The organism is Endozoicomonas numazuensis, from assembly GCF_000722635.1.
GTDB classification, from domain to species: domain Bacteria; phylum Pseudomonadota; class Gammaproteobacteria; order Pseudomonadales; family Endozoicomonadaceae; genus Endozoicomonas_A; species Endozoicomonas_A numazuensis.
This window is the reverse complement of the sequence record NZ_JOKH01000004.1, coordinates 24432-38153: the sequence shown is the minus strand read 5'-3', so window position 1 is coordinate 38153 and position 13722 is coordinate 24432. Positions and strand designations below refer to the sequence as shown.

Below are 13722 nucleotides of genomic sequence, written 5' to 3'. Positions count from 1 at the left end.
AACCGCCGTGCGAAAGCCAAGCAAGCGGTTGCCAAACTTCACTATCGCATCAGCAACCAACGTCTGGCCATTCTGCATGAGGTCAGTGATTATCTGACGGCAAACTTCAGCGTTATCGCTATTGAAGACCTGAATGTACGTGGCATGACGAAGAACCACAAACTGGCCCGGGCTGTGAACGACGCAGGTTTCGGAATGTTGCGCCAGTTCATTGAATACAAGGCCGAATTACGGCAGCGCGAAGTGGTCATTGCTGACAGGTTCTTCCCGTCCAGCAAGACATGCAGTGGCTGTGGCCATAAAAATGATGCTGTGGTTCTTGGTGTCCAGTGGTGGGACTGCCCAAGCTGTAAAGCCCACCATAACCGAGACTTCAACGCCTCAGTTAATTTAGATAGATATGGTCGAGACACGTTACAGCTCGACCTTAAACCCTACACAAGAGTGGCGTAAGACATACTTCGGTATGCAGCCGTGTTGACGGTGTAGATAAACCCAGATAATCAGTGATTGTCGTAGGTTTTTAGTAGCGGTATAGCTGACGGATTTCTTTCAGAAGCAGCCCCTCGGCATCCAGGTTGCTCCGGGTGATCATGGCCCCATGTAGATCCAGCAGGCAGAAGTCTGTTCTTTTAAGACCTTCGATAATTTTTTCTTTCAGTTACCAGAATGTTTCATCATCCACAGGACCTGATGGCATGGCTTCGGCGGCTACAGGTGTTATCAGTGGAATCCTGAGCTCATCCAGAAGTTGCAGGTAACCGCCTGTTGCAGAGTTGGTATTTGAAAACTGCTCTACTATCTGCTCGTCATACAGCAAGGTCCACTCTTTGAATCGCTTTAGATGGGTGACCAGCGGAGAAAAAGAGTTGGTTTCATGCTTGAGCATTGCAATCAGGGCACGCATAAATCAGCCATGAGCGAGTGAAACCTTTTCATTCATAACAAGGATGACAAGGTTTGACTGTAAATTGATTTCCACAAGAGCTGACACAATAAATAGACCCGTATTCAAAGAAATAACAGAGCTGGCGCGGTCATATGAGGAGGATATAAACGCCGGAGAAGAAAAGACTTGCAAGATTTATCCGGCTGAGTATTATGTCGCCGCATCGGGTCGTTAGCTCAGTTGGTAGAGCAGTTGGCTTTTAACCAATTGGTCGTAGGTTCGAATCCTACACGACCCACCATTTCCCTCTCTTGTTTTTATCTCTTCTTTCCCGGCTGCCTGAATTTTTCAATTGTGTTAATATCGACCCAATTTGCCTAATTATGTCTTTAAGAGACTTTCAGACCGATTTTTATGAGTGTACTTAGTGATAAAGCATTTGTTCAGGAGCACCTGAGTGGCGCATCCATACAGGGCCTGGATGAAGACAAAGAACAAGCGCTGAAACAGAAGGTGCGTGAGCTCCTGGAACAGAAAAATGCTGTTCTCGTTGCTCATTATTACACTGACCCTGTAGTTCAGGCTCTGGCGGAAGAAACCGGTGGTTTTGTAGCCGATTCACTGGAAATGGCCCGGTTTGGTCGTGACCATTCAGCTGACACGCTGGTCGTTGCCGGTGTTCGCTTTATGGGTGAGACTTCCAAGATTCTCAGTCCTGAGAAACGTGTTCTCATGCCGACATTAGAAGCAGAGTGCTCTCTGGATCTAGGCTGTCCTGTGGATGAATTTTCTGCCTTCTGTGATCAGCATCCTGATCGTGAGGTGGTCGTCTATGCGAATACCTCTGCTGCAGTAAAAGCACGAGCCGACTGGGTAGTAACCTCCAGTTGTGCTGTTGATATTGTTGAGCACCTGATGGATCAGGATAAAAAAATCATCTGGGGTCCGGATAAGTATCTGGGCAGTTACATCCAGAAGAATACAGGGGCAGACATGCTGCTCTGGGATAGTAGTTGTATCGTTCATGAGGAGTTCAAGGCTAAGGGTATTGAAGACCTTAAACAGGTTTACCCTGATGCAGCGGTTCTGGTTCATCCGGAATCTCCTGACTCTGTCGTGCAAGTAGCGGATGTTGTTGGCTCTACCAGTCAGCTGCTGAAAGCTTCGCAGGATATGCCAAACTCTACTTTTATTGTGGCGACAGACCGTGGCATTTTTTACAAAATGCAGCAGGCCTCTCCGGATAAATCCTTTGTAGAAGCGCCCACTGCGGGTGAAAGTGCTACCTGTAAGAGTTGTGCTCATTGCCCCTGGATGGCGATGAACTCTCTGGAAGCACTGGTTCAGTGTCTGGAAAAGCCTGGCGAACTGAACGTAGTAGAAGTAGATGATGCGCTGCGAGTTAAATCACTGATTCCTCTGCATCGTATGCTGGACTTTACTGCATCGCTTTCAGCCTGATTCTGTTGTGGCAGTATAAAACCCGGGTTTAAGTCCCGGGTTTTTTTATGGGCTCAAAAAATGTTAGAAGCTCTTGTGAGTGGCACGTGTGGTTGCCTGAGTTGGTTGTCTTAAATATTTTTATAAACCCTTTCTAATTTTACACGAGTGTGTCATTATTTCGGACGATTCCAAGCGTTTAGGGTTGGGATACCCTTGCGATAATAGACTCGAGACCGTTGATGTTGAAACGATGAGTCAACGGTTTCTGTAAGACCCTGCAATATTTGGCGAAAATTATTTCAAACCGCCATGAGCGACTGAATCATTTTTCTTCCCCCGGGAATGCAAAAAGGTTCACGGTAAAAAGAATAATAAAGAGGGTGGAGAAATGACCGTACAAGAGAAGATTGATGTCAGTACTGTCGATATGCAGGCTGTACTGGATCGTCAGAAAGCGGCTTATCTGGAAGAAGGCCCTGTCACGGCAGAAGTCCGAATTGATCGTCTGAATCGTTTGATCGACCTGGTTCATGACCATAGAGATGAAATGGTGGTGGCGCTGAGCAAGGACTTTGGTCATCGCTCCAGTCACCAAACCTTGATGTCTGATATCTATTCAACGCTTGAATCCCTCAAGCATACCCGCAAGTCTCTGAAGACCTGGATGAAGCCTGAAAAAAGAAAGGCGCCTGTTCCCATGAATCTGTTCGGCGCCAGGGCGCGTATTGAATACCAGCCAAAAGGCGTGATTGGTGTTCTGGGTACCTGGAACTTCCCGATTCATACCGTAGTGTCACCGCTCGCGGGTATTTTTGCTGCGGGCAACAGAGCCTTGATCAAATATTCCGAAGTGACGCCAGAAACCTCTGCACTCCTGCATACACTGATCAAAAAGTACTACAAAGAAGAAGAGTGTGCGGGTTTCCTGGGAGGGCCTGAAGTGGGTGCTGCTTTCTCCGGTTTGCCTCTGGATCATCTGATCTTTACAGGAGCAACTTCTATTGCTCGCCATGTCATGCGTTCGGCAGCGGAACATCTTACACCCGTGACGCTGGAGCTGGGTGGTAAGTCACCCGTGATTATTTCCAGAGATGCTGACCTGAAAGAAGCGGCTCGTCGTATCCTGGCCGGTAAAACATTGAATGTGGGGCAGGTTTGTCTGTCACCGGATTATGTTTTTGTGCCTGAGGATCAGCGTGAAGAGTTTCTGGCACATGCCTCCAGTATTGTGGCGGAAATGTATCCCACTATGCTGAATAATCCGGATTACTCGTCGGTGATTAATGAGCGTCACTATCAGCGTATATTGGGGTATATCCAGGATGCCAAAGATAAAGGTGGTGATGTCCGTGAGATTAATCCGGCGAATGAAGATTTCTCAAAGCAGCAGGGTGTTCATAAAATCCCGTTAACCCTGATTGTTGATCCTTCAACGGATATGAAAGTGAGTCAGGATGAGCTGTTTGGACCACTGCTCTGTGTGAAAAGCTACAAAAAACTGGATGAATGCATTGACTATATCAATGCTAATCCCAGACCTCTGGCATTGTATTTCTTTGGCCCGAAAAAAGGCGCTGAAGTCCGTAAAGTTCTGGATAACACAACATCCGGAGGTGTTTGCATCAATGATGTCATGGCTCATGTTAGCTGCGAAGATTTGCCGTTTGGTGGAGTCGGCGACAGTGGTATGGGTAACTACCATGGACCAGAAGGTTTCAAAACATTCAGTCATGCCCGTTCAATCTTTACCCAGACCAAGATCAATCTGCAGGCTTTAGGCGGCATGTTGCCTCCTTATGGCGAGAAAGCCGATAAGACCCTGTTGGGAATGATTAAAAAGTAATCCCCTCTCAAAGCCGGTTTTACAGCAGTGAAACCGGCTGATTCCTTTCTTGGTGCCTTTGAGTTCAGTTCTGTTAAGCATATCTGCTACTATCCCGCGATCCGATCAATCAAATGAACAGGTCAGAAATTGATTTTGATCCCCAGTTATTGTGATACCACGTTGAACAACTTTAGTCGTTTATATGGAGTTAGAGGGGGGGTGGTGGAGGAAAGTTGGGAAATAGCAGGTAGGGGGCGAAGTGATTAGTGCAGTCAAGCGTTAATTATCTTGCACACTCGATTCATCCTGAGCCTGTCAAAGGATGCTATTGATGCGCTTCGACAGGCTCAGCCCGAACGGTGCGATAACAAAAGCGCTTGTCTATTCTCGGTCAGCCTCGTGGAGAGTGTGGCCGCCTCTAACGGCGACCTGGTCTGATCAATTTTTTTCCAGCTTCTGACGGTATTTGAATATGTCGTTCAGCTTTTTGTCGATCTTGGCTCTAAGTGCGTAATTATCTCCAACCAGCTTGCGGGCAAACTGTAAGTGTTTGATGGCATCGTCGAGATTGCCGGTCAAAAAGAAGTATTCAGCTCGAGCCTGATGTAAGCCCAGAATGTCATTAGCCTGACCTTGTACTTCTGCCAGTTCATACCAGATATCCGGATCATGGGCTCGAGTCCGGCTCAGTTTAAGGAGTAGGTCTCTGGCTTCCTTGAAGCGCTTGGCATGAATCAATACATCCGCTTTAGTTGCCATCAGCGGATAGCTGTCTAAATGAATCGACAGTGCAGCATCCAGCCTTTTAATGGCTTCATCGGTTTTATTAGTCGCAGACTCCAGACGTGCCTGAGCCATGATCAAATGAAGATTTCGTGGGTGTTTCTTGGTAAGAATGGCCAGTTCTTTTTCTGCTGTTTTGTAATCCCGTGCTTCCAGGCTGGCCAGTGCCAGTCCGTAGCGAGTGATATCTTCTGAGCTGGTATGACCGGTCTCCAACTCCTTTTGCAACTGTCGTGCATATCGGGCCGGGTCTTCTGCACTCAGCACAAACAATCTCATTCGGGTTAGCTGATAATCGAGGCTGCCCTGGGTACCGCTCGAAGGCAGTTGTGCCGCTCTGGCCCTGGAGTCAGAAATCCGGTTGTCGGTGACTGGGTGTGTCAGCAGAAACTCTGGTGGCCGACTCTGGTAACGACTGGACTTGTTCATGTTCTCGAAAATCTCAGGCATGGCCTGAGGGTCAAAGCCTGCTTTGGCGAGTGTCTGAATACCGATATTATCTGCTTCACGTTCAAACTGTCTGCTAAAGCGTAAGCGACTACTTTGAATGCCTGCTACTGTGGTTGAAAGTGCGGCTGCTCCAGCATCTGCTCCTGCTGTTGCCATCAAGATAACCGAAGCTAATATGGCCGCCGCTGTGGGTAGGCTCTTGTTTTTGGCATCTTCAACATTGCGAGCGTAGTGGCGTTGACTGAGATGGGCTAATTCGTGAGCCAGTACTGCAGCAAACTGAGCTTCAGTGTCAGCATTGAAAAACAGACCAGAGTTGACGCCAATGATGCCACCGGGCGCAGCAAAAGCGTTCAGAACCGCACTGTCTATGACCATGGTGTTGAGGCGATGGTCTTTTATCTCACTGTATTCAGCCAGACGATAAATCAGTCTTTCGAGGTATTCCTTAACCTCGGGGTCGCTCACAGTGGGGGTTCGGCTGCGTAAATATTTCAGATAAGTCTGTCCCAGCTCAAACTCCTGTTGAGGTGAGACCACGCCGGAGGAAGTATCCCCCAGACTGGGCAGTTCAATTGAGGCCGCGCTTACAACTGCGGAAGAAGTTCCGAGCCAGATGCTTAGCAGGGCTGCCGACAGGAAACCCGGTTGCTTCATAGAATATCCATACTCATATAATCTGCGGTACACTGTATCGTCATAAGGTTGCTGGCTCAAACAGCCATGAATAAAAAGAGTCGCATTTACGGCCTCCTTACTTATCAGGCCGTATCGAGAATGCGTGTATTATGACTGGCATCTCTGGGCGATGGAAAAAAACAGCCATCCCTCCATTTTACACGTCACCGACATTTGCACCAGAACCTTTCAATGAGAGTCGGATGGGGTGACGGGTTGCTCGCGTTTGCCTGAGCAAGTGTGTTCATTATTGAATAGCACGAAGAAACATTTTTTACGTTTATAACTGTACTGGTTTAATCGTGATCAGTCAGTTCAGCATAACATTGGCAGCAGGGTTCCTGTACAGCTGATTTTTAGCTTACCTTAGGGAGAGTGGGTTTCATCATGATAGAAGTGGATGTTGAACTGGATCTGAAAGGGATGAGTTGTCCGATGCCTCTGCTCAAGGCCAAGCAGGCGTTGAGCAAAATGAATCAGGGGGAGGTGTTGCGTGTTCAGGCTACTGATCCTGGTTCAGTGAGAGACTTTGCCTGTTTTGCTCGAATCAGTGGTCATAAATTACTGGCCAGTGATGATACTGCCGGGGTGTTTGTTTTCACCCTTGAACATAAATAATGTTGGATCGTTAACATTCAGGCAAGTGAAAAGGAAAGAAGTATGCTGGATATCATCAGGGGGTGGCTGAACCGATACTTGTCGGATCATGAAGCCCTGGTGCTGCTATTGATGTTGGTGACGGGTTTTCTGGTCATTATCTTTATGGGCAATATGCTGGCCCCAGCCCTGGCGGCTCTGGTTCTGGCGTTCTTGATGCAGGGAGTAGTGAACTGCCTTGAAAAGTGGAGGATGCCCCATATACTGGCGGTGGCCATTATCTTCACTATTTTTATGGCGGTACTGGTTGCCTTTATATTTCTGTTGGTGCCATTGATCTGGCAGCAGGTCACAGGTTTATTGAATGAGCTACCCAGTATGGTCAAGCAGGGGCAGGTGATTCTGAAAGAGTTACCGGAGCATTACCCCGCCTTTATTTCGGAAGCTCAGACAGCGGCCATTGGTAACACTATTAACATGCATCTGGCTGAGTTTGGTCAGTGGGCATTGTCTTTCTCTATCTCCAAGTTGCCTGGCGCGGTTGGTATTCTCGTTTATCTGATTCTGGTGCCGATTCTGGTGTTCTTTTTTCTTAAGGATAAAACCGAATTGCTTGGCTGGATCGGTACCCGATTGCCGACCCGTCGTCGTCTGATTATTCAGGTGGCTGATGAAATGAATGGCCAGATTGCCAATTATATTCGCGGTAAGGCTATCGAAATCCTTATAGTAGGCAGTGTCAGCTTTATTGCCTTTGCCTGGCTTGGCCTTAATTATGCCGTGTTGCTGTCGGTTCTGGTGGGTTTTTCTGTTGTGGTGCCCTATATTGGAGCCACAGTCGTCACCATTCCTATTGCCATGATTGGTTTGTTTCAGTGGGGTGTGGGGCCGGACTTTATGATGCTGATGGTTGTCTACGGCATTATTCAGGCTCTGGATGGTAATGTACTGGTGCCTCTGTTGTTTTCTGAAGCGGTAAACCTGCATCCAGTGGCCATTATTGTTGCGGTTCTGGTGTTTGGAGGGATCTGGGGCTTCTGGGGAATATTCTTTTCGATTCCATTGGCGACATTGCTAAAAGCGGTGATGAATGCCTGGCCTAGTGTGCATGAGGTTGAAACGGAGACTTAGGATCCTGTCGAAGGGTATGGGTTATGCACTTCGACAGGCTCGGTTCGAACGGTATGGGATATAACGCTGACAGCCTTCGTCATTTTCATGAGATGGCTGATCAGGCGTCTATTGTTCCAACCAGTGGCGCGCTTACTTTCGAATCAAAGTGGACGCGATGGTAGTTATTGCCATGCCTGGCTGGACCCTGGTCGATTTTGGCGCCCAGTTCACCCAGACACTGACCAATAATTTCGAGCTGTCCTGTTGAAACCAAGGCTGACTGAGCGCTGAAGCGCTTGAAGATGGAAGTAGGCAAGTCCATAGGGGGGACCTCGCCGTTGCCCAGAGTATCTATCAAAGCTGCCAGCTCAATGCAGAACTGGTTAACATAGCCGGTACGATCCTTACCGCTCTTACAGAAGTCATGGTAGCCATCGGCTGCATGTTGACCAATGATATTGAGTAAACCTGCCAGCAGCAGTGCCATATCCTGATCTTCATGATGCAGCTTGTTGTGCAGAATGTATTGAACCTGACGTGTACAGTGAATCATCAGGTTTTTGAATGCTTCGCTCTTATCCGTTGTTCTTAAAAATTCGCCTACCCGGCCACCAATAGGCTGAGAAGGGTCCATCCCGCCAAACATATCCAGAGAGGCTTTTTCGTTGATAGGGTCAGCCTGCTCCCAGACTTTGTAGAAATCTTTCTGGCCCATCTTGTTAACCGGGCAGGAGAAAAGAACACCGGTGTAGTTGACCTTAACCGCCTGCTTTTCTCCAGCACTGTCGGTAAATTCAATGGCTGTCGGTCCATTGTTGCTGAGCTCGTCGATGGCCATCTGGATAAATCTGTGCATCACCATTTCATCGTCCAGTTTGCTGGCTACCAGCTTCTGCAGTTTTGGGCTCAGTGCTTTGGCTTTTTCATTGGCCGTGGCTCTTACTCTGTCAGGACTTAAAAGGCTGGTGTGCACGGCAGTGAAGTCGATAGGGGTGCCGTTTTCTACAGCATCTTTAAACTCGGGCTTATCGCCCATAGCTTCCAGAACCATTAGCCCCAGGGTTTCGCGCATCCGGGTAACAGTCACATTAAAAATATCCTGTTCTGCAGCCTGGGCGGCAAACATGGGAAAGGAGACAGGAACCCCTGTGCGAATCTTGTGTATGACAGGTCGGCCGGCATCATCAGTCATACGAACAATCCAGCTATTAATGGTGTGTTCTTTTTCTTTAGGTGACATGGAGGAGCGTCCCCCATGCTCTAGATCAAATACATCCTTCCGAGAGCCATCGAGCTTCAGGTAATGACCCTCTTCGTCAGGCTCCAGAGACCAGCTCACAGCACCGGAGGGAGTGGTGTCGATTTTGTAGGAATAGTAAACACCGTTGTGAGCCATTACATATTCTTTGTGAATAGGCTGCCATGGGTTGTGATTAAGTGTGTGCTCCAGAGAATGAGTAAAGCTGCCTTTATCAATTCGGGCGGCTTCCAGCTGTTTGGTAAGAACCTTTTTGGTTTTATGCAGCTGTCCAACAATGTTTTTTACCAGGACGGGTTCAACCTGACGCTCTTCCTCTTCTTTCAGTCTTCTTTCCAGACTGGCTTTCAAGGTTTTAAGGGCTGTTACTTTCTGTCCCCGTGTATGACGCTTTATCAAGTTGAAACGACTGGTTTTGGCCAGTTTTTCTTCGGTGTGTTTCAACTTTTCTTCGGCAGCGTGAAGGGCTGCTCGATAGAGGCGAACATTGCCTTGCTGGAGATTTTTGTCATGACTAAAATCGTTTTCGATCAGCATCTCCAGAGCCGCTTTTTTCTGATTCAGGCTGTCTTTAACCTTGGTGATATCTTGAAGAGAGAGTGCAATCACCAGCTCGCTGGCTGGATGATCAAGCTGACCAATCACACCTTCCTGCATCTGTGTGATCAAACCTTCCAGAGGATCGTCCAGATGGTTAAGCAGTTCCTCAACCCGTTCCAGCTGTTCAACAGGATTTCTCTGGGCGTCGAAGGGGGATTCGCACAGAGCGGGGACTACCTGTTTCGTCATGAAGCCAACCACGTATTTAAGTCGGCTCATCTGCTCGTAATCCAGATTTAACTTTTCCTGAATGGCATCCAGCTGTTCTTCCAGCTGTGCAGTAGGGAAGTAGTCCTTCAAAAACGTTCTCAGGGCTGCAACGCTGCCGGGCAGGTAATGTTCACTCAGGCTCTTGTGTTCACGAAGGGCACTTTTAAGTTCTTCTTTAGTAGCGGGTTGGCCGTCTTTGACAGAGGCGTGATAAAGGGCAATGTCCAACTCCCTTTGTTCATGGGCAGGCAATGTATTCATGTCGAACCCGTACAGTTCGCTGAATAGATCGTTCCAATGAGTTCTGGCCTGATGTTTCTGTTCCGGTGTCAGGGGCGAAGCAATTTTTACATCCTGAGGCAGGGGGGCTTGGGTAACATCCAGCTCCATGACTCTGGCGGGACGAAGTTGTTCTGTGTCTGTAATGGTGTTGGCTCTGAGACGATGGAAGTCTTGTCTGTCGGTTTCGTCCAGCTCCTGCCAGTCGCTCCAGTTCATATCTTCCAGGAAATCATCATAACCTGCATCCGTATCGGTTGAAGCTGTTTCAATGTCTCTCTCTACATGACCTGGAATCAGTGCGGTGATGACGGAGTTAAGGTAGCTGGACTTCTCAACATTAACCGCACCCAGTTCAGGCTCTGAATCAGAGCTGGATAAAGGAGGAGGTGTCGTTGTTGGTACCGTAGAAACGCTTCCTGATACAAAATCTCCCCATTCCGGATCATCTTCAACCGGTTTGTCAGGAGTGGGAAGAGAGGACTTTAAACTGGCTTCCTCGAGAGGGAAATCTTCACCCATGACAACGGCTTCGAACTCCTCATCCTCAACTTCAATGATTGAGAGTCTTTGCTCCACTTCCATATGACTTTTGCGAAGGGTATCAAGATCTCTGGGGTCAAGCAGTTTGAGTGTTTCTTCAGAGGGCAGTTCTCTGGGTTTTAATGTGGATAGCGAGGTCAGTGTGGCCTCAACCGAAACATCTTCCAGAGGGTCGGGGAATTCAAAAGTTGGCGATGCAGTTGGGCTGAGAGTAGGTGTTCTGGGTCGCTCATAAATCTGGGCTTCAGGTCCGTGGTGAATATCCCGGAGCTTGGTGGTGACATGCAGATAGTCGACCAGAGAGTTATTGAAGTTAGCCTTGCTGGCATCGGAAAAGATGGCTCTGACGTGGGTCAGATACTCAGTGCGCTCCTGACCATCAAACTTTGCTGCTTCAAGCTGTTTTGAGAACTCGGCAGTCAGTTCATCCAGCTTGCTCTGATCCAGGTCGGGATTGTCTTTTTCAGAAATGTAAGACGTTAATGCAATTTCTGCCCGGGTCAGATCACTCTTGTAGAATCCGACAGGGGCTTTGGGCAGCTGCTGAATCTGTTCACGGGTGAGCTCTACTCCGGCTTTCGAAAACTCTTCATGAGCATTTCCAATCATTAACTGATGATAATGGGATTCCAGGTGGCTCATTGCCAGGGCGTATTCTGCAACAGAATCCAGTCCGTTAAATTTTTGTGCAGAAGAGAGTCGTGTTCTGAGCTGTCTCAGGTAAGCATCCCGCGACTCGGGTTTGAAATCAGCTTGTAAGACGGTAGTCCAGAGGTGAGAGACCATTTTAGTGGTCTCTTTCGTGCCATCAGCGGAGTTCTTGTTGGCGAGATAGTTGACTAATGCCGTCTCAGCTTCGTGCAGTTTGCCCGCTTGACTGTTCAGAAGCCCCTTGGAGATATCCATGGTCCGGTTAACGGTGCATCTATCAGCGGGGGCCAGAACGTGAACTCTTCGCTGATCAATGGCTTTAACAGGATTCAGCAGACTGTTGATCTGGTGATATCGGGAAGCTGTGGTTTCAAACTCCCTGAGAAAATCTTTTGTTTCTTTCGGGATGGATACGGACCAGCCAAAAAAATTACCGATGGAGACCAGTTGCCCGGATGGGTCCTTGCCAATATATTTTCCACCCAGCGTACAACTGTTGCAGTAATCAACCACACTTTGCAGGGAAAGTTGTTCCGGGGATACGGGGGACGCTCCGGGTTGCATGTTGTTGTTCCTCTGGTATCGCTGAATCTGGCTTCATAGGCTTTAGCGGCCAGCAGAGAAAAAACTGTGGGGTGTGGCTGGGCCATCAGGAAAGATGGCCCGAAAAGAATGATTAGCCCAGTGCCTGGGCAGCCTGGAGAACGTCTTCTACATGGTTTTTGATTCGCACTTTGCGCCACTCATGCTGCAGGATGCCTTCCCGGTCGATGAGGAAAGTGCTGCGTTCTATGCCCATGTACTCTTTTCCGTACATGTTTTTCAGTTTGATGACATCAAACAGCTTGCAGAGCTCTTCGTCTGGATCGGAAATCAGCTCAAAGGGAAATTCATGTTTGGTTTGGAAGTTCTCGTGAGATTTTAGGCTGTCACGAGAGACACCAAAAATCAGTGTGTCTGCCTCCTGAAAATCAGCATATAGATCGCGGAAGGTCTGACCTTCGCTGGTACAACCAGGCGTGTTGTCTTTGGGATAGAAATAGATGACAGCCTTCTTGCCTTTCAGTTCTGACAGTGTGACTGTAGTATTATTGGTTGCCTGGGCAGTGAATTCCGTAACGGGTTGGCCTAGGGTAAAACTCATTGTTCGTCCTTCGATACTCTTGTCTTAGCAAATCTGTCTTAGACAAATGTTATGGGTTCAGGGCTGAGGCGCTGAGCGCTCTAATGCCTGAATAATAGTTTTTTCATTGGCTTGATGAATGTGATTCAAGCTCCTAGCATAGTGCGAATTACCGGCAATGGTATATAAAGCTGGACTGAGTTGGGCAGAATGTCAACGCTGCCCTTGTTAATGCCTGTGTGCGTCAGTAACATTACGCACAGCTTTTGAATGACCTCTTGGAGTGGATAGATGATTACCGGTAGCCTTGTAGCGCTCGCGACCCCGATGCAGGACGATGGAGAGCTGGACTGGGAGCGTCTTCAGAAACTGGTTGATTTCCATATACAGGAAGGCTCTGATGGTATCGTGGCTGTTGGTACTACCGGAGAGTCGGCCACGTTGACTGTGCAGGAGCACTGTGAAGTCATCAGACGAGTAGTAGAGCAAGTCAATGGCCGGATTCCTGTGATTGCCGGAACAGGTGGTAATTCTACCCAGGAAGCTGTTTTGCTCACAGCTGAAGCGAAAACGCTGGGTGCAGATGCCTGCCTGTTGGTGACACCTTATTACAACAAGCCTACCCAGGAAGGCCTTTACCTGCATTTCAAAACCATAGCGGATGCAGTGGCTATTCCCCAGATTCTTTATAATGTGCCCGGCCGAACAGCGGTTGATATGTTGCCAGAGACCGTAGCTCGTCTCGCCGGCCATCAAAATATTGTGGGTATTAAAGAGGCCACTGGCATTCTGGAGCGTGGTACTCAAATTCGTGAGTTGTGTGGTGATGAGTTTGCTATCTATTCTGGAGATGATGCTACCGGGATGGAATTGATGCTGCAGGGAGCCAATGGTGTTATTTCTGTCACCAATAATCTGGCTCCCCGTAAAATGCATGAAATGTGTGTAGCGGCTCTCAATGGAGATCGTGCTACAGCCGAGACAATTAACGCTAAACTGGACGAATTGCATCAGAAGCTTTTTGTTGAAGCGAACCCGATTCCGGTGAAGTGGGCACTGGCAAAGATGGGATTGATGGGGGAAGGTATTCGCTTACCTCTGACGCCTTTGTCCGAAGGCTATCGTCCGATTTTGCATGAAGCCTTGAAGCAGGCTGAACTGATTTAATTACTGAAGGGTCAGGCTGATTGGTCTGACTCCTGTCCCTGACTATGACTCAATCACAGAATAATGAGGGGGTCGTACGGGGTATTGTTATGGAGCTTTTCAGAATGGAGATC

The 13722-nt window shown here is 48.2% G+C and carries 9 protein-coding genes, 1 tRNA gene and 1 pseudogene; 7 read left to right on the top strand and 4 right to left on the bottom strand.

What is annotated here, in order from left to right:
- Positions 1-453, top strand: a 453-nt coding sequence (locus tag GZ78_RS16920; protein WP_034838686.1) for an RNA-guided endonuclease InsQ/TnpB family protein, incomplete at its 5' end; no start/stop codon positions are given.
- A 70-nt stretch (positions 454-523) separates the two neighbouring features.
- Here GZ78_RS16920 and GZ78_RS30360 read toward each other — a convergent pair.
- Positions 524-907: pseudogene (locus GZ78_RS30360) on the bottom strand (M81 family metallopeptidase).
- Positions 908-1114: 207 nt separating this feature from the next.
- Here GZ78_RS30360 and GZ78_RS16910 point away from each other — a divergent pair.
- From GZ78_RS16910 to GZ78_RS16900, 3 genes are all read left to right on the top strand, one after another.
- Positions 1115-1190: transfer RNA gene (locus tag GZ78_RS16910), tRNA-Lys, on the top strand.
- A 113-nt stretch (positions 1191-1303) separates the two neighbouring features.
- A complete protein-coding gene (gene nadA, locus GZ78_RS16905; protein WP_034838680.1) occupies positions 1304-2350 on the top strand; it encodes a quinolinate synthase NadA in 1047 nt (348 codons plus the stop codon).
- Positions 2351-2720: 370 nt separating this feature from the next.
- Positions 2721-4175 (top strand): coniferyl aldehyde dehydrogenase, encoded by a 1455-nt coding sequence (locus GZ78_RS16900; RefSeq protein ID WP_051786287.1) that lies wholly within the window; start codon positions 2721-2723, stop codon positions 4173-4175.
- A gap of 420 nt (positions 4176-4595) precedes the next feature.
- Here GZ78_RS16900 and GZ78_RS16895 read toward each other — a convergent pair whose 3' ends face one another.
- Positions 4596-6047: a M48 family metalloprotease gene (locus GZ78_RS16895; protein ID WP_051786286.1), complete on the bottom strand. Its 1452-nt coding sequence runs from the start codon at positions 6045-6047 to the stop codon at positions 4596-4598.
- Positions 6048-6455: 408 nt separating this feature from the next.
- Here GZ78_RS16895 and GZ78_RS16890 point away from each other — a divergent pair, with 408 nt between their 5' ends.
- Positions 6456-6686, top strand: coding sequence for a sulfurtransferase TusA family protein (locus GZ78_RS16890; RefSeq protein WP_034839484.1), 231 nt, complete (start codon positions 6456-6458; stop codon positions 6684-6686).
- A gap of 42 nt (positions 6687-6728) precedes the next feature.
- Positions 6729-7796, top strand: coding sequence for an AI-2E family transporter (locus GZ78_RS16885; RefSeq protein WP_034838677.1), 1068 nt, complete (start codon positions 6729-6731; stop codon positions 7794-7796).
- Between the two features lie 100 nt (positions 7797-7896).
- Here GZ78_RS16885 and GZ78_RS16880 read toward each other — a convergent pair whose 3' ends face one another.
- Both GZ78_RS16880 and GZ78_RS16875 read right to left on the bottom strand, forming a co-directional pair.
- The gene (locus GZ78_RS16880) at positions 7897-11883 is read right to left on the bottom strand and encodes an inositol phosphate phosphatase SopB (RefSeq protein ID WP_034838675.1); all 3987 of its coding nucleotides are present in this window, start codon (positions 11881-11883) and stop codon (positions 7897-7899) included.
- 112 nt (positions 11884-11995) lie between these two features.
- Positions 11996-12463 carry a peroxiredoxin gene (locus GZ78_RS16875; protein WP_034838673.1) on the bottom strand — a complete coding sequence of 156 codons (468 nt, stop codon included), beginning with the start codon at positions 12461-12463 and terminating at the stop codon, positions 11996-11998.
- A 270-nt stretch (positions 12464-12733) separates the two neighbouring features.
- Between GZ78_RS16875 and dapA the strand changes: the two genes are divergently transcribed.
- The gene (gene dapA, locus GZ78_RS16870; RefSeq protein WP_034838672.1) at positions 12734-13609 is read left to right on the top strand and encodes a 4-hydroxy-tetrahydrodipicolinate synthase; all 876 of its coding nucleotides are present in this window, start codon (positions 12734-12736) and stop codon (positions 13607-13609) included.
- Positions 13610-13722 lie beyond the last annotated feature (113 nt).